Here is a 25,744-nt window from a genome sequence, read left to right on the forward strand (position 1 = left end):
TAAAGGTGAAGCACTGCGCGAAAGGCTCACTCGGCTTGGAGTGGATCCAGCGCGCGGACATGCTCGACAGACCAGCCGAGCGGAACCAGGTCACCAACCGTCAGGGCCGGATCGAGCTCGGCCACAGGTTGTTTGACGTAGAAATCGGATTGGCCGCAGACCTCCATGCGAATACGCACGTGGTCACCCAGGTAGATGAACTCGGCGATACGCCCGGAGAAACGATTCGGGCAGGTTTCGCTGTGGCCATTCAAACGGATGCGCTCGGGGCGGATCGACAGGCTCACGGCATCGCCCACTGCGCCGACATTGACTGCCGTGGCGCGCACCTCTTCACCACGCGCCAGGCGCACAACGCACTGCTCGCCATCGCGGCTGATCAGCTCGCCAGCCAGGCGGTTGTTCTCACCGATGAACTGGGCGACGAAGGTGTTGTGCGGCGCTTCGTAGAGTTCGCGCGGCGCGGCGATCTGCTGGATCTCGCCCTGGTGAAACACAGCTACACGATCAGACATGGTCAGCGCTTCGCCCTGGTCATGGGTCACGTAGACCACGGTCACGCCCAGACGCTGGTGCAGGTGCTTGATCTCCATCTGCATGTGTTCGCGCAGTTGCTTGTCCAGCGCACCGAGGGGTTCGTCCATCAGCACCAGTTGCGGCTCGAACACCAACGCACGGGCCAGCGCCACGCGCTGCTGCTGGCCACCGGAGAGCTGGCCCGGATAGCGGTTGCGGAAGCTGTCGAGCTGTACCATCGACAGCGCGCGCTTGACCCGCTCGCTGATGTCGGTGCGCGACATGCCACGCACGCTCAGCGGGAAGGCCAGGTTCTCGGCCACGGTCATGTGCGGAAACAGCGCGTAGTTCTGGAACACCATGCCGATGTCACGCTTGTGCGGCGGCAGTTTGTTCAGGGAGCGCCCATCGAGGAGGATCTCGCCAGCGGTCGGCGTCTCGAAACCGGCCAGCATCATCAGGCTGGTGGTCTTGCCGGAGCCGGACGGGCCGAGCAGGGTCAGGAACTCACCCTTGCGGATATCCAGGTTGAGGTCTTTGACGATCAGCGTTTCGCCGTCATAGCTCTTCTGCACGCCACGGAAGCTCACCAGTACATCGTTTGCCATCACACCACACCCTTGTTCTTGTCTCAGGCCGATGACCCAAGATTAGGTCGGCGAGAAAGGGCGAAAAATCGGGCGGGATGACAAGCTGATATCAGGCGCGAGGAGAATCTCGTGTAGGGATTGTCCTACAAATCCCGAGTCAGTATCTCGGGCATCACGCCCGTAAGGTGTCGCGGGGCCGCCTGGGCTGCGCGCACCAATCTTCCGGTTCCACGGCATTGGTGCGCACCGCGCACTCTGCACGCAAAGCCATGCGCAACTCAGACCAGGCGATGCTCCATCGCGTAACGCACCAGATCGGCCATCGAATGCGCGCCGAGCTTTTGCATCAGACGCGCCTTGTGCGTGCTCACGGTCTTGTTGCTTATCGCCAGGTGCAGGGCGATATCGTTGACGCCCTCTCCCCGAACCAGACGCTCGAACACCGAAAACTCACGCTCGGACAGTTGCGCATGAGGTGGACGCGAATCGGTCAGGCCGACCTCGAAGACCATGCGGTCGGCCAACGCCGGATCGATATAACGCCCACCGCCGGCCACCTTGCGAATCGCGGTGATCAACAGCGCCGGGTCGCTGTCCTTGGTGGCGTAGCCGGCCGCCCCGGCCTTGAGCGCACGCGCCGCCATCTGCGCCTCGTCGTGCATCGACAGCACCAGAATCGCCGGAGCTTCGGTCAGCGCGCGAATACGTGGGATGGCCTCCAGACCATTGACGCCGGGCATGGAGATATCCAGCAGCACCACATCGCAAGAGGTGCGGCGCAACACCTCGATCAGTTGCTCGCCGTTACAGGCTTCGCCGGCCACCTCGAGATCACGCGCCATACCGATCAGTTGCTTGATGCCTTCCCGAACGATGGTGTGGTCTTCGGCCACCAGTACCCTAATCACGCTGCGATCTCCTCTTCCAGATTGATACGCGCACACAGCGTAGTGCCCTCGCCCGGCTGGCTGTCAATCTGCAACTGTCCGCCGAGCATGAGCATGCGTTCCTGCATGCCGACCAGGCCGAAGGATTGCCCCGGCTTGCGCAGCGCCGGATCGAAGCCCTTGCCATCGTCGACGACCGACAGACACAAGGCGCCCCTTTCCTGCCACAGGCGCACCTCGACGCTGTGCGCACCGGCATGTCGCATCACGTTGGTCAGTGCCTCCTGGAGAATGCGGAACATACCTATGGCCTGGGCATCCGGCAGATGCGGCAGGTGCTCCGGCACTTCGACCAGACAAGGAATCTGCGTGCGCTCCTCGAAACGCCGTACCTGCCATTCGATGGCCGAGGCAATGCCGGCATCGAGAATCGGCGGGCGCAGCGCCGTGGCCACATCACGCACCAGCTGGAACAACTGAGCGATCAGGCGTTTCATGCTGTTGAGGCGCTCGTCCAGCTCGGGAATCTGTCCGGCGCAAACCAACTCGCACATCGCCGTTTCCAGCTTGAGTACGGTCAGCACCTGCCCCAGCTCGTCGTGCACTTCGCGGGCGATCCGTGCCTTTTCCTCCTCGCGCACACTTTCCAGGTGCGCCGACAGTTCGCGCAGACGCGCCCGCGAGTCGGCCAGCGCCAGCTCGGCCAGCTTGTTCTCGGTGATATCCCAGAGAATCCCGTCCCAGACCACACGCCCATTGCCCAGCGGGCGCGCGGTGGTGCGGATATCGGCCCACAGCACCTCCTGATCGGCGGTGAGGATGCGCCCCTGCCAGTACCAGTCGCTCTCGCCTTCCAGCGCCAGCGTCTGGCTGTTCAGATAGCTGTTCAGATCCTGCGGATGCACCAGGCTGCGGATACCGCGCTCCTCGCGCTGCAACTCGTGCGCCGGCCAGCCGACCATGTCCTGACTGGCCTCGCTGATGTAGGCGAAGTTGACCACCGCTCCCGGCCCGGCGCGCTCCAGGCGGAACACCAGGCCGGGCACGTTGCCGGCGATACCCTTGAAGCGTGCCTCGCTCTCCTCCAGCGCCGCACGCGCCCGACGGCGTTCGGTGACGTCGCTGAGAAACACCACCAGATACTCGGCCTGGCGATAACGCAGGAAACTCAGGGAAACATCGGCCGGCATGCGGCTGCCGTCGGCGCGCAGGCAGTCGACCTCGAAGCTGGGGGAACCCTCTTCCTGCTCACGCACGCGCTTCCACAGGTTGAGCCAACGATCCATGTGCAGGCCGGGCTCCAACTGACTCAATGGTTTGTCCACCAGCTCGCCAGCGGCGTAGCCAAGCATGCGTTCGGCGGCGCGGTTGGCGTAGCGCAGGTGACTGTCCCAGTTGACCCAGAGAATGCCCACCGTACTGTGGTCGATGGAAAACTGGCTCAGACGCAATGCCTCGGCCGCCTGCTGGTGACGATCCAGCTCACCACGGGCACCCAGCAGCCCTCGCTCCAGCAAACGCGTCTGCTGCCTTTGCCGATAGAGCGCAGTTGCAACCAGCATCAACACCAGACCGAAAAATAGCGCGAGCGTCTTCCAGAAACCGACGAAATCAGTGGACTGCGGATAGCGCAAAGGCATCCAGGTTTCCCGTAACGCCTCCAATTCGCGAGCCGGCAGTGCCTTCAGGGTCTGATCGACGATGCCGGGCAACAGCGCCTGATCGCGGCGCGTGGCCAGACGCAGGAGCTGCGGCAGACCTATGTCACCCACGATGCTCAAACTGGAGAAGCGTGACTCGCGTAGCAGCAGGCTGAGGCTCGCTTCATCCAGCACCGCGTAGCTGACCTCCTGATTCAGAACCAAGAGCAACGCCGAACGCTCCGAAGTCGTCGCGCGCAGACGCAGGTTGGTATGAGTCCGTTCCAGGTATTCGGCAGCCTGACTCGGCGTACGCAACGCGACCCTCTGCTCCAGCGGCAGTTGGTCGAGATCCACCGCGCCATTGCCGCTACGCTCGCCAACCACCAGATGCGGTACGCGCAGGTAAGGCATGGAGTAATGCCAGATGCGCAGGCCGGCCGGTGTCTGCTGCAGGCCTGGGGCCAGGTCCACCTCGCCGGCGCTTGCGGCACGTTCCAGGGCCCCCAGGTTCGGATACAAGCGCCAGTCGGGGGTCACACCCATGCCTTCGAGCAGACGCTGCATCAGTTCGACATTGGCGCCCGTCAACTGTCGGTTCTGGTCACGCACGACCCAGGGCGCCTGCTGGACAAGGCCCACGCGCAGCACCGGATGCTCCTTGAGCCAGGCGCGCTGCTCGGCATCGAAAGCGGGGCGCAATGGCATGCGCGTGCTCTCGGCCCAGGCGGTGGGAATGGCCAGCATCAGCAGGAGGGCGAGGGAACGGAGAAGGGAGTTCATGCACGGCGAATCCGGTGACGCGATCCCCTACCTTACTCCAGTCTTGCGCTAATCGCCTGACAAAAGCGGAGCTCGGCATTAGGCTCTGTAGCAGTCACCAAGGAGCTTCATCGATGCGCTTGAACTCACTCGCACTGCTCGGTTTCTGCCTGTTCTGCACTGCCACGAGCTGGGCGCAGGAGCCGACCGAGGACACACAGAACGCGACGCCCGGCGAGGCCGAAACATCGACTCCCAGCGAACGCCCACTGCTGCCCGAACGCAGCGTCAGCGACGCACAGGTGCTTGAGCAACGTCTGGACAAGCGTGAGCAGCAGATGCTGCAGGCCGGCGCAGAAAGCTTCCTCGCCCTCTGGCTTCCGGCCAACGTCGGCGAACCCAGTGGCGCGGTGATCCTGGTGCCCGGCGACGTGGAAAATGCCGATGGCGCCGCGGCTGTCGGTCCGTTGCGGCGCAAGCTGCCCGACGCCGGCTGGCACAGCCTGAGCCTGACGCTGCCGGACCCGGACGGTGACCCGCTGCCACTGCGTGATGCCAGCGCCGACACTCCAGCGGTGCCCGCTGATCCTGCAAGTACCGAGGCGGCTTCCGCTGCCGATGACCCTGTACAAACGCCGGCGGCAGAAGGTGTTCAACCCACGGACAGCAGCGCGATCAGCCCGGAGCAGCGGCGTCAGGCCCACGTCGATCGCGTGATGGCGCGCATCGATGCCGCCATCGCCTTCGCCAGCCAGCAGCAAGCCAGGGAAATCGTCCTGCTAGGCCACGGCAGCGGCGCCTACTGGGCCGCGCGCTACCTGAGCGAACGCCAGCCGGACAACGTGCAGAATCTGCTGATGGTGGCAGCCGAACTACCTGCCGGCTTCGCGCCGCCACTGGATGAAATGGTCACACAGCTGGCCGTGGCCACCGGCGACTTCTTCTACAAGGATCAAGCCACCGACCGCACGGCTGCCTTGAAGCGCCTGCAGGCCAGCAAGCGAGCGAAGCTACCCACGTACGTACAGGTGTCGATGAAGGCGCTGCCAGGCAATCTGGATGTTCAGCAAGAACAGCTCTACCGCCGTCTACGCGGCTGGCTGACGCAGCACATACGCGCCGCAGGCAGCTAGCAGGCGGCTGAAAACTACCGGCTAGCGAATCCCCCGGCGCTGGCGAATCAGCGCGTAGGCCTGATGCAATTGGCGCGTGGTGTCGGTGGCTTCGCGGATGCGCTCGGGCGAGGCGCCGGAGCCGGCCAGTTTGTCCGGGTGATGCCGGCTGAGCAGCCGCCGGTAAGCGCGCTTGATCTGCTCCGGCTCGCTGCCTTCATTCACACCCAATAACCGCAGCGCTTCCTGGTAACTGCCGCCAGCCGGTGCCGGCTGCTGACTGCGACGCGGCGCGTACTCCTCACCCAGACTATCGAGCCGGGCACTGTCCCAGCCGAGCCATTTGCCCCAGAGCAGGATCAGTTCATGCTCGCTGGCCGACACCCGGCCATCGACCCAGGCCATGCGCCAGCAGGCTCGCAGCAACAGATCGGCGCGCTCACGCTGACGCTGCAGCGGCGCACGCAGGTTGTCACGCCCGGTCTTGCCACGGGAGAAAGCCTCGATGGCGCGACGCTGAGCCACCGGGTCCAACCCCAGCCGCTGCATTTCCGAGCGCGCCTGCTGGATATGGCTCTGCACCACCCGGCCATCGCTCTTGGCCAGACGCCCCAGCATCAGAAACAGCAAATCGTCATCCGTCGGCGCCGCGCGACCGCCCAAACGCTCACGCAGATTGTCCCAGCCATGCAGGCGCAGACGACGGTCCAGCACCTGTCCGAGCAGACCGCCCAGCAGAGCACCTGGGATACTGGCCAGGGCGAGGCCGGCGGCAGCCCCGAGCATGGTGGCCGGCCACAACACCTAGCGCGCCTCCTGCAACAAACGCTCGACTTCGGCCAGGCGCTCGTGCGTACCGACGTCGACCCAGCAGCCGCCATAATACTCGCCACTGACCTGCCCGGCCGCCATCGCCTCACGCAGCAGCGGCGCCAGCTTGAAGGCACCGGGCTGAGAAGCGCCGAACAGACGCGGGTGCAGCACGGCGAGACCGCTGTAGGTCAACCGCTCGCCTGTCGCCTCACCGTCACGAACCTGCCCCGCCGCCAGCACGAAGTCGCCCTGCGGGTGATGCGCCGGGTTATCCACCAGCACCAGATGCGCCAGACCGGCGAGCGGCTCACGCAGTGCGGCGAAGGCGTAGTCGGTGAAGATATCGCCATTGACCACCAGAAATGGCTCGGCACCCAACAGCGGCAGCGCCTTGAAGATGCCGCCACCCGTCTCCAGTGGCTCACCTTCGGGGGAATAGACGATATGCACGCCGAAGCGCGAGCCATCGCCGAGGTAATCCTCAATCTGCTGGCCGAGCCAGGCATGATTGATCACCAGTTCGGTGAAACCAGCGGCCGCCAGCGCACGGATGTGATACTCGATCAACGGCACGCCCGCCGCCTTCACCAGCGGTTTTGGCTTATGCAGCGTCAAAGGACGCATGCGCTCGCCCTTGCCCGCCGCGAGGATCATCGCCTTCATGCACGTGCCCCTTCATCTTTCGCCAGGCTGGCGAACAGCTCACCCAACTCGGCGAGCTCCGGCCGACGCGCCAGCACAGCCTCTATATAAGAGAAGAAACGCGGCACATCGCCGAGGTATTTGGGCTTGCCATCGCGGTGGCAGATGCGCGCGAAGATGCCGATGACCTTGAGGTGACGCTGCACGCCCATCAGGTCACTGGCTCGCATAAAGTCGTCGAACGATGCCTGTACCGGAATGCCCGCTGCCTTGGCACGCTGCCAGTAGTCCTGCAGCCAGCTTTGCACGCGCACCTCGGGCCAACTGAGAAACGCATCCTTGAACAGACACGTGATGTCATAGGTGACCGGGCCGTTGACGGCATCCTGGAAATCCAGCACGCCGGGATTAGGCCCGCTCTGCATCAGGTTGCGCGGCATGAAGTCGCGATGCACCACCACCTTGGGCTGTGCCAGGGCGCTGTCGATCAACAGGCGGCTGATACGTTGCCACGCTGCTTCCTGCTCAGGTGTAAAGGCATGCCCCAGATGGCGCTCGACGTACCACTCGGGAAACAGCTGCAACTCACGACGCAGCAACGCCTCGTCGTAATGCGGCAGATGGCTGTCGAGCGGTAAACGCTGCTGCTGCAGCAAGGCCTCGATGGCATCGTCGAACAGCGCGTCGGCATTGTGTTCGTTTATCACGTCCAGGTAGGTCTGGCGGCCCAGGTCATCGAGAATCAGGAAGCCCTGCTCGAGATCGGCAGCCAACACCTGAGGCACATGCACACCGGCGCTGGCCAGCAATGCAGCAATACGCACGAAGGGTTCGCAGTTTTCCTGAGGTGGCGGCGCATCCATCAAGATCAGGCTGCGCTCACCGGCCTGCCAACGAAAATAGCGGCGAAAGCTGGCATCGCTGCTGGCGGGAGTGAGTTCGGCCTCAGGCACCGCTCCCCATTCGCGTGCCGCGAAGAGGGAGGGCAATTGCTCGACGAGCCAGGTTTGCAGCTGTTGCAGACGTACATCGTGTTCAGACATCAAGGGGTCTCCGACGGCGCTAGCCGTTGCGCGGGTCATGCTTTATTATCCAGCATCTTTTTCAGCCCATCGAGAGGCGTGCGGCCCCTGGGCCGATAGCGCGCAGGAAGCCCGGACTAACAAGATGGCAGTAAAATACCCCGCGTTCCGCAAAAAATTCCCGCTGCTGGTCACCGGCAGCCTCCTGGCCTTACAGCCCGCGTTCAGCCTACAGTCCTTTGCCGCCGAGCAATACGATTGCCAGGCGTCACCCACGGGCGGCTGGGCCTGCGCGCCGAAATCGGCGGCCAGCGCCCTGCCTCCGCGCCCGGTGCACAGCCGTGATGCTGTCAGCGTAGGTGGCGCCACCAGCGAGGCCGTAGCCAAGCAGGATGCTGCCCCGGTGCTGGTCACCGAAAGCAAGGGCCGTGCCCTCGCCTCGCGCAGTCCTGATTACAGTCACCTGGACTGGGTCCCGCGCGACAAGTTGACTGCCGCGCAACTGGCCGAGGCCGGTCCTTACTGCGCAGGCACCTACGTCGAGCCGCTGCGTCCGGGCATGGATGACACCACGCCACTGGACGAGGCACCGATGTTCATTTCCGCCAAGGCCTCGCGCTTCGAGCAGGAAAAGCAGATCGCCACGCTCGCAGGCGACGTCGTCCTGCGTCAGTCCGGCATGCAGGTCGAGGCCGACGAAGCCAGCCTGCACCAGACGGAAAACCGTGGTGAACTGGTCGGCAACGTGCGTCTGCGCGACAAGGGTACGCTGGTGGTCGGCGACCGCGCCGAACTGCAGCTGGATAACGGCGAAGCCCGTATCGACAACGCCGAATACGTGATGCATCAGGCCCACGTGCGCGGCAGCGCGCTCTACGCCAAGCGCGAAGAGACCGCGATCATCCGCCTCAAGGATGGCACCTACACCCGTTGCGAACCGGGCGACAATGCCTGGCACCTGAAAGGCAACAACGTCACCCTGAACCCGGCGACCGGCTTCGGCACCGCGACCAACGTCACACTGCGGGTCAAGGACATTCCGGTGTTCTACACCCCGTACATCTACTTCCCGATCGACGACCGTCGCCAGTCCGGCTTCCTGCCACCCAGCATCGGCACGTCGAGCAGCAACGGCTTCTCGTTGCAAACGCCGTACTACTTCAACCTGGCGCCGAACTACGACGCCACGCTGTACCCGACCTACATGGCCCAACGCGGCCTGCTGATGGAAGGTGAGTTCCGCTACCTGACCGAGAGCAGCGAAGGCCAGGTCGGCGGCGCATGGCTGAACGACAGCGAAGACGAGCGCAAACTGCAGTCCGAGTACGAAGATCAGCGCTGGATGTACAGCTGGCAGCACAAGCAGGGGCTCAACTCGCGCCTGCTCGCCGAGGTCGACTACACCAATATCAGCGACCCCTACTACTTCCAGGATCTCGATACCGACCTGGGCATCGACAAGCAAACCTACGTCGACCAGCGCGGCACCCTGACCTATCGCGGTGGCAGCTATACCGCACGCCTGAACGTGCATGCATACGAACTGGCCAACATCACCGATGTGACGCCTTATGATCGTCTGCCGCAGATCACCCTGGACGGCAAGCTGCCGTTCAATCCGGGTGGCCTGGACTTCACCTACGGCACCGAATACGTGCGCTTCGATCGCAACCTGCGTTCGGGCTTCTTCGTCGACGAGGACGGCGTGACCGGTCGTCCGCAAGACCTCTGGTATGACGAACGCCTGACCGGTCTTAACCGCGCAGACGGTGAACGTCTGCACCTGGAACCAGGTGTTGCCCTGCCGCTGAACTGGAGCTGGGGCTTCGTCAAACCTCAGGTCAAGTATCTGCAGACGCAGTACCAGATCAACCTGGATGGCAAGGGTAAATCTGAGCTGGCGACAAACGATCCAAACAATCAGTGGTTCGGTGTCGACTACAAGCGTTCGCCCAACCGCGGCGTGGGCCTGTTCAGCGTCGACAGCGGTCTGTATTTCGACCGCAACACCCAGCTGTTCGGCAAGGACTTCCGCCAGACCCTGGAGCCGCGTGCGTTCTACCTCTACGTGCCTGAAGAAGACCAGACCGATATCCCGGTCTTCGACACCGGCGAGCCGACCTTCAGCTACGCCTCGCTGTGGCGTGAGAACCGTTTCAGCGGCAAGGATCGCATCGGTGACGAGAACAAGCTGTCGCTGGGCGTGACCAGCCGCTGGGTCGAGTCGAACGGCTTCGAGCGTCAGCGTTTCAGCATCGGACAAGCCTTCTACTTCGAAGACCGCAAGGTGCAGATGCCGGGGATCGACTATCGCGGCCGCCAGGATGCCACCTCAGATGTATCTCCGTACGCACTGGAGTACCTGTATCGATTCAACCGCGACTGGCGCTTCTCCTCGACCTTCAACTGGGATCCGGACCAGCACAGCACCCGCTCGGGCAGCGCAATGTTCCATTACCAGCCGGAAGCCAATCCGAACAAGATCGTCAACTTCGGCTATCGCTACCGCAACGACACCCTGCGCTACGACCGTGACAGTGGCACCTGGACCACTAACCCGGACTATGGCAATCCAACGCTGGGCAACGGACAGCCGAACCCCAACTACATCAAGAACTACTACAAGATCGACCAGCATGACTTCTCCGTCATCTGGCCGCTGGCTCCGCAGTGGAGCCTGATCTCGCGCTGGCAGTACGACTACGGCCGCAACCGTACCCTCGAAGCCTTCGGTGGTTTCGAATACGACAGTTGCTGCTGGAAACTGCGCCTGATCAACCGCTACTGGATCGATTACGACGAAGTCAGCCTCGACCCATCGCGCAACGACGAGCCGGACCGCGGCATCTTCCTGCAGATCGTCCTCAAGGGCCTCGGCGGCGTTGTTGGCAACAAGGTGGAATCTTTCCTCGACCAAGGCATTCAAGGTTACCGTGAACGTGAAGACCAAGCTTTCTGATCGCCTGCGCCCCCTGTTATTGGGCGCAGCACTGCTGGCGGCAACGGCTCAGGCCCAGGTTCGCCCACTGGATCGCGTCGTGGCCATCGTCGACAACGACGTGGTCATGCAGAGCCAACTCGACGCTCGCCTGCGTGAAGTGCAACAGACCATCGACAAGCGCGGCGGCGCCCTGCCTCCCGATAACGTACTCAGCCAGCAGGTGCTCGAACGCCTGATCATCGAGAACATCCAGCTGCAGATCGGCGATCGCTCCGGCATCCGTATCACCGACGAAGAGCTGAACCAGGCCATGGGTACCATCGCCCAGCGTAACGGCATGAGCCTGGAGCAGTTCCGCGAAGCGCTGGCACGTGACGGCCTGTCCTATACCGACGCCCGTGACCAGGTTCGTCGCGAGATGATCATCAGCCGCGTGCGCCAGCGCCGCGTGGCCGAACGCATCCAGGTCACCGATCAGGAAGTGCAGAACTTTCTCGCCTCTGATCTGGGCAAGATGCAGCTGTCGGAAGAGTTCCGTCTGGCCAATATCCTGATCCCGGTTTCCGAGGGTGCATCCTCCAGCGAAATCCAGGCTGCCGATCGTCAGGCGCAGGAGCTGTATCAGCAACTGCAGCAAGGCGCGGACTTCGCCCAACTGGCCGTCTCTCGCTCTGCCAGCGAGAACGCCCTGGAAGGTGGTGAAATGGGCTGGCGCAAGGCCGGCCAGTTGCCGCCTCCGTTCGACAGCATGATCAGCCAGCTGAATCCGGGCGAAGTCACCGAGCCGGTGCGAACCCCGGGCGGTTTCATCATCCTCAAGCTGATCGAGAAACGCGGCGGCGACACCCAGGTACGTGACGAAGTGCATGTTCGCCACATCCTGATCAAGCCCAGCGAGATTCGCAGCGAGACAGAGGCCCTTCGCCTGGTCGAGCGCCTGCATGACCGCATCGTCGCTGGCGAGGACTTCGCCGAACTGGCGAAGAGTTTCTCCGAAGATCCGGGCTCCGCGCTCAATGGGGGCGACCTGAACTGGATCGACCCCAACGCGCTGGTTCCCGAATTCCGCGAAGTGATGAACGATACTCCCAGCGGCGAGTTGTCCAAACCCTTCAGAAGCCCGTACGGCTGGCACGTACTGCAGGTCATGGGCCGCCGCGCCACCGACAGCAGCGCGCAGTTCCGCGAACAACAGGCCGCAAACCTGCTGCGCAACCGCAAGTACGACGAGGAACTGCAGGCCTGGTTGCGCCAGATCCGCGACGAAGCCTACGTCGAGACCAAGCTGTAATAGCGGTATCGCCCCAAAAGCCCGGCCAAGTGCCGGGCTTTTTCGTGATCGGCCCTGCAGCGTAAACTGACGCCCCAGCCTTTACAGAGAGCGACCATGACTGCGCAGCAATGCTTTGCCCTCACACCCGGCGAGCCAGCCGGCATCGGCCCCGATCTGTGCCTGCTGCTGGCGCAGCAGGCACAACCTGCGCCATTGGTCGCCATCGCCAGTCGCAAGCTGCTGGCAGACCGCGCAAAACAGCTGGGGCTGAATATCGAATTGCTGACCGCAGGCCCACAGCAATGGCCAGACGGCCCTGCAGCAGCAGGTGCCCTGTATGTCTGGGATACGCCGCTGGCGGCCCCTGCCACCCCCGGCGAACTGACGCCTGCCAACGCCGCCTACGTGCTGGAAACCCTCACCCGCGCAGCCCAGGGCTGCCTGGACGGGACATTTGCCGGGATGATCACCGCCCCCGTGCACAAAGGCGTGATCAACGAAGCGGGCATCGCCTTCTCCGGCCACACCGAGTTTCTCGCCGAACTCACCCATACCCAGCAAGTGGTGATGATGCTGGCGACCCGTGGTTTGCGCGTCGCGCTGGTCACCACGCACCTGCCGCTGAAAGACGTCGCAGCCGCCATCACCGCCGAGCGCCTGGAACGCGTCACGCGCATCCTGCATGCCGATCTGCAAGGCAAGTTCGGCATCCCCGAGCCGCGCATCCTGGTGTGTGGGCTCAATCCGCACGCGGGCGAAGGCGGTCATCTGGGCCGCGAGGAAATCGAGATCATCGAACCGACACTGGAGCGTCTGCGCAGCGAAGGCATGAACCTGATGGGACCGCTGCCGGCCGACACCCTGTTCACACCGAAGTATCTCGAACATGCAGATGCCGTACTGGCCATGTACCACGACCAGGGCCTGCCCGTGCTCAAGTTCAAGGGCTTCGGCGCGGCGCTCAATGTCACGCTGGGCCTGCCGATCATCCGCACCTCGGTGGATCATGGCACTGCCCTGGATCTGGCCGGCACCGGCAATATCGATACCGGCAGCCTGCAGGTGGCGCTAGAGACGGCCTACCAGATGGCAGCAGCCACCCGCAGCAAGCCACTAGCGGCGGGTTGATCACGACCGGCCATATGGCCCAATGCAATCCAGGGCCATCGCCGCCATGCTTTCCCGGATTGCATCCGGGCTACGGCCCGTCAGGGTCACAAAATCCGCGCGCGCCTACAGCCGCAGCATCTTTCGCTGTTAAACTGCGTGACTTTGCCTTATCGCTCTCGGCGCCTGCTTGATGCTTGCAGCTTGAGACTTGGAGCTGTCGCCATGTCCGAATACCAACACCGCGCGCGCAAGCGCTTCGGCCAGAACTTTCTGCATGATGCCGGGGTGATCGACCGTATCCTGCGCGCCATTCGCGCCAAGGAGGACGAGCACCTGCTGGAAATCGGCCCAGGCCAGGGTGCCATTACCGAGGGCTTGCTCGGCAGCGGCGCGCAGCTCGACGTGATCGAACTCGACCTCGACCTGATCCCTATCCTGCAAGGCAAGTTCGGTGACAATCCGCGCTTTCGCCTGAATCAGGGCGACGCACTGAAATTCGACTTCGCCCGCCTCGAAGCGGCGCCACGCAGCCTGCGCGTGGTCGGCAACCTGCCCTACAACATCTCCACGCCGCTGATTTTCCATCTGCTGGACAACGCACCGCTGATTCGCGACATGCACTTCATGCTGCAGAAGGAAGTGGTCGAGCGCATGGCCGCCGGCCCAGGCGGTGGAGATTGGGGTCGCCTGTCGATCATGGTGCAGTACCACTGCCGCGTGGAGCATCTGTTCAACGTTGGCCCCGGGGCCTTCAACCCGCCGCCCAAGGTCGACTCGGCCATCGTCCGCCTGGTGCCGCATGAAACCCTGCCGCACCCGGCCAAGGACCATCACCTGCTCGAGCGCGTCGTGCGTGAAGCCTTCAACCAGCGCCGCAAGACCCTGCGCAACACGCTCAAGCAGTTGCTGCCCGCCGAGGCCATCGAAGCGGCAGGCGTCGACGGCAGCCTGCGCCCCGAGCAGCTGGATCTGGCCGCCTTCGTCCGCCTGGCCGACCAGCTGGCCCTGCAGCCTTCGGCCGAGCAGGACTAAACTGCAATCACGCTAAACGGATCACGCGCATGTCCGACCCTCGTTATCAGATCGACGTCAGCGTCACCACCCGCTACCTGGCAGCCCAATCGCAGCCGGAGCAGAACCGCTACGCGTTCTCCTACACCGTGACCATCGCCAATAACGGCGAGCTACCGGCTCAGTTGCTGTCGCGTCACTGGATCATCACCGACGGCGATGGCCGTGTGCAGGAGGTCCGCGGCGCCGGGGTGATCGGCCAGCAGCCGCACATCGAACCCGGCGCCAGCCACACCTATAGCAGCGGGACGGTCATGGCCACGCAGGTCGGCACCATGCAGGGCAGCTACCAGATGCTCGCCGAGGACGGTAAACGCTTCGATGCGACCATCGCTCCGTTTCGCCTCGCCGTACCGGGGGCACTTCACTGATGGCGGTGTATGCCGTCGGCGACCTGCAGGGTTGCCTGAAACCGCTCAAGTGCCTGCTCGAACAAGTGTCTTTCGATCCGGCGCAAGACCAGCTGTGGCTGGTCGGCGATCTGGTCAATCGCGGCCCGCAGTCGCTGGAGACTCTGCGTTTTCTCTACTCCATTCGTCATGCGATCACCTGTGTACTGGGCAACCATGACCTGCATCTGCTGGCCGCAGCGCACAATATCGAACGTCTGAAGAAGGGCGATACCCTGCGCGAGATTCTCGATGCGCCGGATCGTAACGACCTGCTCGACTGGCTGCGCATGCAGAAGCTGGTGCACCACGACGCCGAGCGCAAGGTAACCCTGGTACATGCCGGCATCCCTCCACAATGGACGCTGAGCAAGGCGCTACGCCGCGCAGCCGAGGTCGAAGAAGCGTTGCGTGACGATGCCCGTCTGCCGCTGTTTCTCGACGGCATGTACGGCAACGAACCGGCCAAATGGAACAAGGAACTGCACGGCGTGACTCGCCTGCGGGTGATCACCAACTATTTCACCCGTATGCGCTTCTGCAAGGCCGATGGCACGCTGGATCTGAAGAGCAAGGAAGGTGTTGGCAGCGCCCCGCCCGGCTTCGCCCCCTGGTTCAGCCACCCGCAGCGCAAGATGCGCGGTGAGAAGATCATCTTCGGTCACTGGGCAGCGCTGGAAGGCAACTGCACGGAGCCCGGCCTCTACGCGCTGGATACCGGCTGCGTCTGGGGCGGTGCGATGACCTTGCTCGATGTCGACAGCGGAGCACTTCACCGCTGCACCTGTCCCAAGGAATAAGCGCCAGAGGCGCCCCACGAATCACTCGAAGGCAACGAACATGAGCGAGTTCAAACGCATTTCTCCACAACAGGCGCAGGAGCTGCGCACCCAGGGTGCCGTCGTGGTCGACATTCGCGACCCGCAAAGCTTCGCCAATGGCCATATCAGCGGCTCGCGTCACCTGGACAACCACTCCCTGCATGATTTCATCACCCACGCCGACCTCGACGCGCCATTGATCGTGTCCTGCTACCACGGCAACTCCAGCCAGGGCGCAGCGGCCTATCTGGTCGGCCAGGGCTTCTCCGAGGTGTACAGCCTCGACGGCGGTTTCGAACTGTGGCGCGCCACTTACCCGAGCGAAACGGCTCAAAGCAGCGAAGAATAAATTTCTCCAGGCGGCAAGCCGCGCCCGCTCTGGTCTGCCGCCACTTCCCGACGTACGGTAACATCCAGTTATCGTTACCCAGCCCTTGACCCTCGGCAGAACGAACTATTCTGTTACTCAGGCCATCCCACTCAAGGTAGAGCCGGCCAACCGGCATCGGGCCATCGGTAACGACTTTTAGGTTTTGGGGGATTCTTCCCGACTTGTCTCTAGGCCGGGGTTACCCAGCACCTGCACGACCGATCCCGAGCCAGCTTTCAGCATCGAGCGAGGTGAAGTCATGAGCATTTTCAGTCACTTCCAACAACGTTTCGAGGCGACCCGCCAGGAGGAGTACTCGCTGCAGGAGTACCTCGAACTGTGCAAACAGGATCGCAGCGCCTACGCCACTGCGGCCGAGCGCCTGCTGATGGCCATTGGCGAGCCGGAACTGCTGGACACCTCCAGCGATTCACGCCTGTCACGCATCTTCTCCAACAAGGTCATCCGCCGTTATCCGGCCTTCGCCGACTTCCATGGCATGGAAGAGTGCATCGACCAGATCGTCTCCTACTTCCGCCATGCCGCTCAGGGCCTGGAAGAGAAGAAGCAGATTCTCTATCTACTGGGCCCGGTGGGCGGCGGTAAATCCTCGCTGGCCGAGAAGCTCAAGCAGCTGATGGAGAAGGTGCCCTTCTACGCCATCAAAGGCTCACCGGTATTCGAGTCGCCCCTGGGGCTGTTCAACGCCACCGAGGATGGCGCCATCCTCGAAGAGGATTACGGCATTCCGCGCCGCTACCTCAACTCGATCATATCGCCCTGGGCCACCAAGCGCCTGCAGGAGTTCGGCGGCGACATCAGCCAGTTCCGCGTGGTCAAACTGTACCCGTCGATCCTCAACCAGATCGCCGTGGCCAAGACTGAACCAGGCGATGAGAACAACCAGGACATCTCCGCTCTGGTCGGCAAGGTGGATATCCGCAAGCTGGAAGAATTCCCGCAGAACGACGCCGACGCCTACAGCTACTCGGGCGCGCTGTGCCGGGCCAACCAGGGCCTGATGGAGTTCGTCGAGATGTTCAAGGCGCCGATCAAGGTGCTGCACCCGCTGCTGACCGCCACCCAGGAAGGCAACTACAACAGCACCGAAGGCCTCGGCGCGATTCCCTACAGCGGCATACTGCTGGCCCACTCCAACGAGTCCGAGTGGCACAGCTTCCGTAACAACAAGAACAACGAGGCCTTCATCGACCGTATCTATATCGTCAAGGTGCCGTACTGCCTGCGCGTGACCGACGAGATCAAGATCTACGACAAGCTGCTGATCAACAGCTCGCTGGCCAAGGCCCATTGCGCGCCGGACACCCTGAAGATGCTTGCCCAGTTCTCCACCCTGTCACGCCTGAAGGAACCGGAGAACTCCAACATCTATTCGAAGATGCGCGTCTACGACGGCGAGAACCTCAAGGACACCGACCCGAAAGCCAAGTCGATCCAGGAGTACCGCGACAGCGCGGGTGTCGATGAGGGCATGAACGGCCTGTCGACCCGCTTCGCCTTCAAGATCCTGTCCAAGGTGTTCAACTTCGACCCGCACGAAATCGCCGCCAACCCGGTGCACCTGCTGTACGTGCTGGAGCAGCAGATCGAGCAGGAGCAGTTCCCCGCCGAGGTGCGCGAGCGCTACCTGCGCTACATCAAGGAGTACCTGGCGCCGCGCTACATCGAGTTCATCGGCAAGGAAATCCAGACCGCCTACCTGGAGTCCTACAGCGAATACGGTCAGAACATCTTCGACCGCTATGTGCTGTACGCCGACTTCTGGATTCAGGATCAGGAGTACCGCGACCCGGAGACCGGCGAGATCCTCAACCGCGTGGCGCTCAACGAGGAGCTGGAGAAGATCGAAAAGCCTGCCGGCATCAGCAACCCGAAGGATTTTCGCAACGAGATCGTCAACTTCGTGCTGCGCGCCCGCGCCAACAACAACGGCAAGAACCCCACCTGGCTCAGCTACGAGAAGCTGCGCGTGGTCATCGAGAAGAAGATGTTCTCCAACACCGAGGACCTGCTCCCGGTCATCAGCTTCAACGCCAAGGGCAGCAAGGAGGATCAGCAGAAGCACAACGACTTCGTCAAACGCATGGTCGAGCGCGGCTACACCGAGAAGCAGGTGCGCCTGCTGTCGGAGTGGTACCTGCGGGTTCGCAAATCGCAATAACAGCAGCCGCAAGCTACAAGCTTCAAGCGGCAAGAACGAGCGGGAGCGCTGGACGCCCTTCGCTTACTTGCAGCTTGCGGCTTGCAGCTTGAAGCCGCCCCGGAGGGGCTTATGAGCTATGTGATCGACCGGCGCCTGAATGGCAAGAACAAGAGCACGGTGAACCGCCAGCGCTTTTTGCGGCGTTACCGTGAACACATCAAGAAGGCGGTGGAGGAAGCCGTCAGCCGGCGCTCCATCACCGACATGGAGCACGGCGAGCAGATCAGCATTCCCGGCCGCGATATCGATGAGCCAGTGCTGCATCACGGCCGTGGCGGCAAGCAGACCATCGTCCACCCCGGCAACAAGGAATTCACCACCGGCGAGCGCATCCCACGACCACAAGGCGGCGGCGGTGGACGCGGCAGTGGCAAGGCGAGCAACTCCGGCGAGGGCATGGACGAGTTCGTCTTCCAGATCACCCAGGAGGAATTTCTCGACTTCATGTTCGAGGACCTGGAGCTGCCCAATCTGGTCAAACGCCACCTGACCGGCGCGGAAACCTTCAAGACCGTGCGCGCCGGCATCAGTAACGAGGGCAACCCCTCACGCATCAACATCGTGCGCACCCTGCGTTCGGCCCACGCTCGGCGTATCGCCCTGTCCGGTTCCAGCCGCGCCAAATTGCGCGAAGCCAAGGCCGAACTGGAGCGACTGCGACGTGAAGAGCCGGACAACTTCGGCGATATACAGGCCATTCACGAAGAAATCGAACGCCTCAGCGTGCGCATCCATCGCGTGCCGTTTCTCGACACCTTCGACCTCAAGTACAACCTGCTGACCAAGCAGCCCAACCCCAGCTCCAAGGCGGTGATGTTCTGCCTGATGGACGTTTCCGGCTCCATGACCCAGGCCACCAAGGATGTGGCCAAGCGCTTCTTCATCCTTCTTTACCTGTTCCTCAAGCGCAATTACGACAAGATCGACGTGGTGTTCATCCGCCACCACACCAGTGCAAAAGAGGTCGACGAGGAAGAGTTCTTCTACTCCCGCGAGACCGGCGGCACCATCGTTTCCAGCGCGCTGAAGCTGATGCAGGAAGTCATGGCCGAGCGCTACCCGATCAACGAGTGGAACATCTATGCCGCCCAGGCGTCGGACGGCGACAACTGGAATGACGACTCACCGGTATGCAGGGATATATTGATCAACCAGATCATGCCGTTCGTGCAGTACTTCACCTACGTCGAGATCACCCCACGTGAGCACCAGGCGCTGTGGTTCGAGTACGAACAGGTGGCCGAAGCCTTCGCCGACAGCTTCGCCCAGCAGCAGCTGGTGTCCGCCGCGGACATTTACCCGGTGTTCCGCGAACTGTTCCAGCGTCGCCTGGTGAGTTGAGGTCAATGCCATGAGCGCTACAGCCAAAAAACGCCAACCGCTGTCCACCGGTTCGGAGTGGACCTTCGACCTGATCCGCCAGTACGACAAGGAGATCGCGCGCATCGCCGAGCGTTACGCGCTGGACACCTACCCCAACCAGATCGAAGTGATCACCGCCGAACAGATGATGGATGCCTATGCTTCGGTCGGCATGCCGCTGGGCTATCACCACTGGTCATACGGCAAGCATTTCCTCGCTACCGAGAAAGGCTACAGGCGCGGGCAGATGGGCCTGGCTTACGAGATCGTGATCAATTCCGACCCGTGCATCGCCTACCTGATGGAAGAGAACACCATCTGCATGCAGGCACTGGTGATTGCCCACGCGTGCTACGGCCACAACAGCTTCTTCAAGGGCAACTACCTGTTCCGTACCTGGACGGACGCCAGCTCGATCATCGATTACCTGGTGTTCGCCAAGCAGTACATCATGCAGTGCGAGGAGCGCTATGGCATCGACGCCGTGGAGGAGCTGCTCGACTCCTGCCACGCGCTGATGAATTACGGCGTCGACCGTTACAAACGCCCCTACCCCATCTCTGCCGAAGAAGAGCGCCGGCGCCAGAAGGAACGCGAGGAACACCTGCAGAAGCAGATCAACGACCTGTGGCGCACCATTCCCAGGAACGCGGACAAGGGTGGCGAGAAGGACAACAAGCGCTTCCCCGCCGAACCGCAGGAAAACATCCTCTATTTTCTGGAAAAACACGCGCCGTTGCTGGAGCCCTGGCAGCGCGAGGTGATTCGCATCGTGCGCAAGATCGCCCAGTACTTCTACCCGCAACGTCAGACTCAGGTGATGAACGAAGGCTGGGCCACCTTCTGGCACTACACCCTGATGAACGATCTGTACGACGAAGGCCTGGTCACCGACGGTTTCATGATGGAGTTCCTGCAGTCGCACACCAGCGTGGTCTACCAGCCGCCGTTCGACAGTCCCTACTACAGTGGTATCAACCCCTACGCCCTGGGTTTTGCCATGTACCGCGACATTCGCCGTATATGCGAAAACCCCACCGAAGAAGACAAACGCTGGTTCCCGGATATCGCCGGCAGCGACTGGCTGACCACGCTCAAGTTCGCCATGAACAGCTTCAAGGACGAGAGCTTCATTCTGCAGTTCCTCTCGCCCAAGGTGATTCGCGACTTCAAGCTGTTCGGCATTCTCGACGACGACCAGAAGGACGAGCTGCTGGTACCGGCCATTCATGACGAACCGGGTTATCGCACCATCCGTGAGCTGCTCGCCGCGCAGTACAACCTGGGCAATCGCGAGCCTAACGTGCAAATCTGGAACATCGACCGCCGCGGCGACCGCTCGCTGACCTTGCGCCATCAGCAACACGACCGCAAACCACTGGGTGACTCCACTGGCGAAGTACTCAAGCATCTGCACCGGCTGTGGGGCTTCGACATTCACCTGGAGGTCTGCCAGGGCGACCAGTTGATCACCACCCAGCATGTACCACCACGCGGCAGCTCGGAGAACGACAGCGAATACCCGAGGCTGGACCTGATCATTCCGCCGATCTGAGCGGTTGCAGGTCCAGCTGCCGGCCATGATCGCGCCCTGGCCCCATAAACCGGCCCACACGGCGCGTCCCACCTCGATCTTCGGTATCCTCTGCGCTCAGTGGAGGAACAGACATGCAGATCTACACAGTCGGCGGCGCCGTGCGCGATCGCCTGCTCGGCCGTCCCATCAGTGAAGTGGACTGGGTCGTGGTTGGCGCCAGCGCCGAGCAAATGCTCGAACTCGGCTATCGTCCGGTGGGCGCCGACTTTCCGGTGTTCCTGCACCCGCAAACGGGCGAGGAGTACGCACTGGCCCGCACCGAGCGCAAGAGCGGGCGCGGCTATGGCGGCTTCACCTTCCACGCCAGCCCCGACGTCACCCTGGAACAAGACCTGATCCGCCGCGACCTGACCGTCAACGCCATGGCCGAGGACGACCAGGGCAACCTGATCGACCCTTATGGCGGCCAGCAAGATCTTGAGGCCCGCATCCTGCGCCACGTTTCGCCGGCATTCGCCGAAGATCCGCTGCGCGTCCTGCGCGTGGCCCGCTTCGCCGCTCGCTATGCACCGCTCGGTTTCAGCGTCGCGCCAGAAACCCTTGAGCTGATGCGTCAATTGGCCGAATCCGGCGAGCTGGCCCACCTCACAGCCGAGCGCAGCTGGAAGGAAATATCCCGCGCCCTGATGGAGCCGCGCCCGGATGTGTTCGTCCAGGTGCTGCGCGACTGCGGCGCGCTGGCCGCCCTGCTGCCGGAAGTCGACGATCTGTTCGGTGTGCCGCAACCGCAGGCACACCATCCAGAAATCGATACCGGCGTGCATGTGCAGTGCGTGTTGCGCCAGTGTGCGGAGCACGACCAGCCGCTGAACGTGCGCTGGGCCTGCCTGCTGCATGACGTCGGCAAAGGCCTCACACCGGAGGCCGAATGGCCACGGCATATCGCCCACGAGCCCAAAGGCCTGCCACTGATCCAGGCGATCAACGAGCGCTGCAAAGCACCCCGCGACTGCGCCGAGCTGGCAATGCTGGTCGGCGAGTTTCATACCCATGGCCATCGCGCACTGGAGTTGCGCCCCTCGACGCTACTGGAACTGCTGCAACGTTTCGACGTGTTTCGCCGCCCGCAGCGCTTCGCCGAATTCGTCGCGGCCTGCGAGATGGATGCGCGCGGTCGCCTGGGCCTGGAGCAACGCGACTACCCGCAGGCAGCTTACCTCCTGGGCGCTGCCGAGGCTGCCCGGCAAGTGCCGGTCAAACCGCTATTGGAGAAAGGATTCAAGGGTGCAGAGCTGGGCGAGGCGCTCAACCGCGAACGCCTGCAAGCGCTCAAGGCCTACAAAGCGCAACATGCCCCCTCGTAGGGGCCCGCTTGCGGGCGATCATCGCCGGCAAGCCGGCTCCTACAGACCGCCGCAGCAGCTGTAGCCCGGATGAAATCCTGGGCGATTCTGAGGCCGATCCCCGGATTGCACCCGGGCTACGCAGGGCGCGTCTGCAGCAACTCTACCGGCGTCAGCTCGACACCGCGCCACTGGAAGGCCGCCGGCCAGAGCTGCTGATCAATCTGCGCCGAAGCCCACAGCTCGGCGAACGAACGACCATCCACCGGGTGCTGTAGCTGCGGTGCCAACAGCGCCAGCGGCCAGAGCACGAAGGCGTTCTTGAGAATTTCCGCGCGCGGCAGGATCAGGCCGTTGAAATTACCGACCTGCTCACCATACAGCAGCACGTCGATGTCCAGCGGCAACCCCTTGCGGTCCGGCGCGTAGCGGCCATTGTCGGCTTCGATGAATTTCAGGCGGCGGTCCAACTCCAAAAGCGGCAGCTCCGTCTCGCCCACCACCACCAGATTGAAGAAATTGCCGCTCTTGATGCCTACGGCATGGCTCTCGAACACCGGCGAGCAGCGCATATCACTGAGCAGTAACGTCAGTGCATCGAGCCCCGCGACGAGGTGAGCCTCGCGCTCGATATTGCTGCCGAGGCCGAGAAAGACGCGTGTCAGAGGCATCCGCGCTCGATCTCCACGCCCACGCCACCGCGTGCGGCTGGCACCGCGCCGGGCTTGGTCAGCTTCAGACGCATCCAGGGAATGTTGAATTCATCCATCAGGGTCTGCACCAGCCGTTCGGCGAAGGTCTCGACCAGGATGAACTGCGACTCGGCCGCGAAGGCCTGGATACGCGTGGACACGCTGGCGTAGTCGAGCGCCAGGTTGAGGTCGTCACCGGCTGCGGCGGGGCGATTGTCCCAGCCCATCTGCAGGTCCAGACGCAGGCACTGACGAATGTCGCGCTCCCAATCGTAGGCGCCGATCACCGTGTCGACTTCCAGCCCCTCGATAAATACTCTGTCCACCCGCACTCTCCGCGCCACGACAAGGGCGCTGCACCTCGTTAGAATCGGGCCACCCCATGCCCTGGAATGGCCACCATGTTCTGGCTTCTGGCAATCCTTGCCTATCTGCTCGGTTCGTTGTCCTTCGCCATCCTGCTCAGCCGACTCGCTGGCAGGCCAGACCCGCGCGTCAGCGGCTCGGGCAACCCCGGCGCCACCAACATGCTGCGCGTGGCCGGCAAGAAGCTCGCCGTAATGACGCTGATCGGCGACCTGCTCAAAGGCCTGCTACCGATCCTGATCGCCAAGCTGCTCGGCCTCAGCCTGCACCAACAAGCCTGGATCGGCCTGGCGGCCGTCGTCGGCCATCTTTACCCGCTGTACTTCCGTTTTCGTGGCGGCAAGGGCGTGGCCACTGCCGCCGGCATGCTGCTCGGCCTCTACCCACCAGCCGCCTTGCTCGCCCTGGCGGCATGGGCCCTGGTATTCCTGCTGACCCGCACCAGCTCGCTGGCCTCGCTGATCGCTACACCGCTGACGCTACCGCTGCTGGCCTGGCAACAACCGGCGGCGTTGCTGCCAGCCTGCGTATTGGCTGGGCTGATCGTCTGGCGCCACCGCAGCAATCTGCGTGACCTGTTCGCCGGCCGCGAGCGGCGCTTTTGAACAACCCGTAGGAGCGGCTGAGCCGCGATTTTCGCGGCTGAAGCCGCTCCTACGGTACATGCGTTTCGTTAAATCGCCGGCAGCGACTCCATCGGCCAACGCGCCTGCACCTTGATCGCCAGGTCTTCATGCTGCCCGGCCAGCAAACGCTGGCAACCGGCGTAGGCGATCATCGCGCCGTTGTCGGTGCAGAAGCGTGGCCGCGCATAGAACACCTTGCCCTTCATCTCGCCCAACATGCGCTCCAGATGCTCGCGCAGCGCCTTGTTGGCACTCACGCCACCGGCGATCACCAGGCTGTTCAGCCCGCTCTGCTTGAGCGCGCGCTTGCACTTGATGGTCAGAGTCTCGACCACCGCCTGCTGGAAGGCCAGCGCGATGTCGCGACGGGCTTGGTCGAGGTCGTCACCGTTGTCGCGGCATTGCTGCCAGGTATTGAGCGCAAAGGTCTTGAGGCCGCTGAAGCTGAAATCCAGGCCCGGACGATCGGTCATCGGCCTGGGGAAAACGAAACGCCCCGGCGTGCCCTGCTCGGCCAGCTTGGCGATCTCCGGGCCGCCCGGATAGTTCAGGCCCATCAGCTTGGCAGTCTTGTCGAAGGCCTCACCGGCAGCGTCGTCCAGCGACTCGCCGAGCAACTGGTACTGACCGATGCCATCGACTCGCACCAACTGGGTATGACCACCGGACACCAACAAGGCGACGAACGGAAAGGCTGGAGGTTGCTCTTCCAGCATCGGAGCCAGCAAGTGACCTTCCATATGGTGCACGCCGACGGCCGGTACATCCCAGGCAAAGGCCAGCGCCTGGGCGCAGGACGCGCCGACCAGCAGCGCGCCGACCAGGCCAGGGCCTGCCGTGTAGGCCAGAGCGTCGATGTCGCCGGCCTGCTTGCCCGCCTCATCCAGCACCTGGCGAATCAGCGGCAGCATGCGTTTGACGTGATCGCGCGAGGCCAATTCCGGCACGACGCCGCCGTAGACGCGATGCAGGTCGATCTGGCTGAACAGGGCGTCAGCCAGCAGGCCGCGCTCACTGTCATAGAGCGCGACACCGGTTTCATCGCAGGAGGTTTCCAATCCCAGTACGAGCATGGAGCTTGAGCCTTGATTTGCCGCGTGGAACAAAGGCGCGCATGATAAGCGCCGCCCGGCGGAGCGGCCAGCGCTTTTCGATCAGAGGCCTTTGCATTCCTCGGCTCGAGGGGGTAACATCCGCAACCCTTAAAAACCGACGCAACCCGAGCCATTTGCCGGGAGCGCGTTGAACACCGGTAATTAACGAAGGTACGACCTGGATGCCAGCCGTCAAAGTTAAAGAGAACGAACCCTTCGACGTAGCCCTGCGTCGTTTCAAGCGCTCCTGCGAGAAAGCCGGCGTACTGGCTGAAGTCCGTAGCCGCGAATTCTACGAAAAGCCGACCGCTGAGCGTAAGCGCAAGGCCGCTGCCGCTGTTAAGCGTCACGCCAAGAAAGTGCAGCGCGAACAGCGTCGCAGCGTTCGCCTGTACTAATACCGTACACGCAACGCTCGAATGCCCGGCTCTGGCCGGGCATTGCATTTGAAAGACTCCGCCTCGCGCTTCAGCGAGTGAGCGGAGTTTTTGCTTTTCTACCCATCGTTGTCCCGCGCTTGCGCCGGGCAGTATGCTGAGCG

At 62.9% G+C, this 25,744-nt stretch carries 23 protein-coding genes; 14 read left to right on the top strand and 9 right to left on the bottom strand.

Features of this window, described 5'->3' with window-relative positions; all coding sequences use genetic code 11:
- Positions 1 to 26: 26 nt before the first annotated feature.
- From GV002_RS19510 to GV002_RS19520, 3 genes are all read right to left on the bottom strand, one after another.
- Positions 27 to 1,124 (bottom strand): ABC transporter ATP-binding protein, encoded by a 1,098-nt coding sequence (locus tag GV002_RS19510; RefSeq protein WP_160019918.1) that lies wholly within the window; start codon positions 1,122 to 1,124, stop codon positions 27 to 29.
- 260 nt (positions 1,125 to 1,384) lie between these two features.
- Positions 1,385 to 2,014 carry a response regulator transcription factor gene (locus GV002_RS19515; RefSeq protein ID WP_160019919.1) on the bottom strand — a complete coding sequence of 210 codons (630 nt, stop codon included), beginning with the start codon at positions 2,012 to 2,014 and terminating at the stop codon, positions 1,385 to 1,387.
- Positions 2,011 to 4,416: a PAS domain-containing sensor histidine kinase gene (locus tag GV002_RS19520; protein WP_160019920.1), complete on the bottom strand. Its 2,406-nt coding sequence runs from the start codon at positions 4,414 to 4,416 to the stop codon at positions 2,011 to 2,013. Before GV002_RS19520 ends, GV002_RS19515 begins: the two co-directional genes overlap by 4 nt.
- A 113-nt stretch (positions 4,417 to 4,529) precedes the next feature.
- Here GV002_RS19520 and GV002_RS19525 point away from each other — a divergent pair, with 113 nt between their 5' ends.
- Positions 4,530 to 5,528, top strand: coding sequence for an alpha/beta hydrolase family protein (locus GV002_RS19525; protein ID WP_160019921.1), 999 nt, complete (start codon positions 4,530 to 4,532; stop codon positions 5,526 to 5,528).
- 21 nt (positions 5,529 to 5,549) lie between these two features.
- On the opposite strand, the gene GV002_RS19530 is transcribed toward GV002_RS19525, so the two are convergent.
- From GV002_RS19530 to GV002_RS19540, 3 genes are read right to left on the bottom strand one after another with little or no spacing between them, the layout of a single operon-like run.
- Positions 5,550 to 6,311, bottom strand: a complete 762-nt coding sequence (locus GV002_RS19530; RefSeq protein ID WP_160019922.1) for a DnaJ domain-containing protein — start codon at positions 6,309 to 6,311, stop codon at positions 5,550 to 5,552.
- Positions 6,312 to 6,983, bottom strand: a complete 672-nt coding sequence (murU, locus tag GV002_RS19535) for an N-acetylmuramate alpha-1-phosphate uridylyltransferase MurU (RefSeq protein WP_160019923.1) — start codon at positions 6,981 to 6,983, stop codon at positions 6,312 to 6,314.
- Positions 6,980 to 8,005 carry an aminoglycoside phosphotransferase family protein gene (locus GV002_RS19540; RefSeq protein ID WP_160019924.1) on the bottom strand — a complete coding sequence of 342 codons (1,026 nt, stop codon included), beginning with the start codon at positions 8,003 to 8,005 and terminating at the stop codon, positions 6,980 to 6,982. Before GV002_RS19540 ends, murU begins: the two co-directional genes overlap by 4 nt.
- A gap of 124 nt (positions 8,006 to 8,129) precedes the next feature.
- Here GV002_RS19540 and GV002_RS19545 point away from each other — a divergent pair, with 124 nt between their 5' ends.
- The 11 genes from GV002_RS19545 (at position 8,130) to GV002_RS19595 (ending at position 22,446) form a co-directional block, all read left to right on the top strand.
- On the top strand, positions 8,130 to 10,943 hold the full coding sequence (locus GV002_RS19545; protein WP_160019925.1) for an LPS-assembly protein LptD: 2,814 nt from the start codon (positions 8,130 to 8,132) through the stop codon (positions 10,941 to 10,943).
- Entirely contained in the window at positions 10,924 to 12,216 is a 1,293-nt protein-coding gene (locus GV002_RS19550) for a peptidylprolyl isomerase (RefSeq protein ID WP_160019926.1), read from the top strand. Before GV002_RS19545 ends, GV002_RS19550 begins: the two co-directional genes overlap by 20 nt.
- A 96-nt stretch (positions 12,217 to 12,312) precedes the next feature.
- A complete protein-coding gene (gene pdxA / locus GV002_RS19555; RefSeq protein WP_160019927.1) occupies positions 12,313 to 13,326 on the top strand; it encodes a 4-hydroxythreonine-4-phosphate dehydrogenase PdxA in 1,014 nt (337 codons plus the stop codon).
- A gap of 204 nt (positions 13,327 to 13,530) precedes the next feature.
- Positions 13,531 to 14,340 carry a 16S rRNA (adenine(1518)-N(6)/adenine(1519)-N(6))-dimethyltransferase RsmA gene (gene rsmA, locus GV002_RS19560; protein ID WP_160019928.1) on the top strand — a complete coding sequence of 270 codons (810 nt, stop codon included), beginning with the start codon at positions 13,531 to 13,533 and terminating at the stop codon, positions 14,338 to 14,340.
- 29 nt (positions 14,341 to 14,369) lie between these two features.
- Positions 14,370 to 14,750 (top strand): Co2+/Mg2+ efflux protein ApaG, encoded by a 381-nt coding sequence (gene apaG, locus GV002_RS19565; protein WP_160019929.1) that lies wholly within the window; start codon positions 14,370 to 14,372, stop codon positions 14,748 to 14,750.
- Positions 14,750 to 15,568, top strand: a complete 819-nt coding sequence (locus GV002_RS19570; RefSeq protein WP_075750080.1) for a symmetrical bis(5'-nucleosyl)-tetraphosphatase — start codon at positions 14,750 to 14,752, stop codon at positions 15,566 to 15,568. Before apaG ends, GV002_RS19570 begins: the two co-directional genes overlap by 1 nt.
- A 40-nt stretch (positions 15,569 to 15,608) precedes the next feature.
- Entirely contained in the window at positions 15,609 to 15,938 is a 330-nt protein-coding gene (gene glpE, locus GV002_RS19575) for a thiosulfate sulfurtransferase GlpE (protein ID WP_160019930.1), read from the top strand.
- Between the two features lie 280 nt (positions 15,939 to 16,218).
- Positions 16,219 to 18,141 (top strand): PrkA family serine protein kinase, encoded by a 1,923-nt coding sequence (locus GV002_RS19580; protein ID WP_160019931.1) that lies wholly within the window; start codon positions 16,219 to 16,221, stop codon positions 18,139 to 18,141.
- A gap of 111 nt (positions 18,142 to 18,252) precedes the next feature.
- Positions 18,253 to 19,524 (top strand): YeaH/YhbH family protein, encoded by a 1,272-nt coding sequence (locus tag GV002_RS19585; protein ID WP_160019932.1) that lies wholly within the window; start codon positions 18,253 to 18,255, stop codon positions 19,522 to 19,524.
- Between the two features lie 10 nt (positions 19,525 to 19,534).
- Positions 19,535 to 21,100: a SpoVR family protein gene (locus tag GV002_RS19590; protein WP_160019933.1), complete on the top strand. Its 1,566-nt coding sequence runs from the start codon at positions 19,535 to 19,537 to the stop codon at positions 21,098 to 21,100.
- Positions 21,101 to 21,213: 113 nt separating this feature from the next.
- Entirely contained in the window at positions 21,214 to 22,446 is a 1,233-nt protein-coding gene (locus GV002_RS19595; RefSeq protein ID WP_160019934.1) for a multifunctional CCA addition/repair protein, read from the top strand.
- Positions 22,447 to 22,562: 116 nt separating this feature from the next.
- Here the strand turns inward: GV002_RS19595 and folK are convergent, their stop codons facing one another.
- Positions 22,563 to 23,096, bottom strand: a complete 534-nt coding sequence (gene folK, locus GV002_RS19600) for a 2-amino-4-hydroxy-6-hydroxymethyldihydropteridine diphosphokinase (RefSeq protein ID WP_160019935.1) — start codon at positions 23,094 to 23,096, stop codon at positions 22,563 to 22,565.
- Positions 23,087 to 23,443 (bottom strand): dihydroneopterin aldolase, encoded by a 357-nt coding sequence (gene folB, locus GV002_RS19605; RefSeq protein ID WP_160019936.1) that lies wholly within the window; start codon positions 23,441 to 23,443, stop codon positions 23,087 to 23,089. The genes folK and folB overlap by 10 nt, the downstream gene beginning before the upstream one ends.
- Before the next feature lie 75 nt (positions 23,444 to 23,518).
- On the opposite strand from folB, the gene plsY reads away from it, so the two are divergent.
- The gene (plsY, locus tag GV002_RS19610) at positions 23,519 to 24,088 is read left to right on the top strand and encodes a glycerol-3-phosphate 1-O-acyltransferase PlsY (RefSeq protein WP_160019937.1); all 570 of its coding nucleotides are present in this window, start codon (positions 23,519 to 23,521) and stop codon (positions 24,086 to 24,088) included.
- 68 nt (positions 24,089 to 24,156) lie between these two features.
- Here the strand turns inward: plsY and tsaD are convergent, their stop codons facing one another.
- Positions 24,157 to 25,182 (bottom strand): tRNA (adenosine(37)-N6)-threonylcarbamoyltransferase complex transferase subunit TsaD, encoded by a 1,026-nt coding sequence (tsaD, locus tag GV002_RS19615; protein ID WP_160019938.1) that lies wholly within the window; start codon positions 25,180 to 25,182, stop codon positions 24,157 to 24,159.
- A 203-nt stretch (positions 25,183 to 25,385) separates the two neighbouring features.
- Here tsaD and rpsU point away from each other — a divergent pair, with 203 nt between their 5' ends.
- On the top strand, positions 25,386 to 25,601 hold the full coding sequence (gene rpsU, locus GV002_RS19620) for a 30S ribosomal protein S21 (protein WP_003290642.1): 216 nt from the start codon (positions 25,386 to 25,388) through the stop codon (positions 25,599 to 25,601).
- Positions 25,602 to 25,744 lie beyond the last annotated feature (143 nt).

The organism is Pseudomonas sp. 8O (assembly GCF_902506495.1).
Lineage (GTDB): Bacteria > Pseudomonadota > Gammaproteobacteria > Pseudomonadales > Pseudomonadaceae > Aquipseudomonas > Aquipseudomonas chaetocerotis.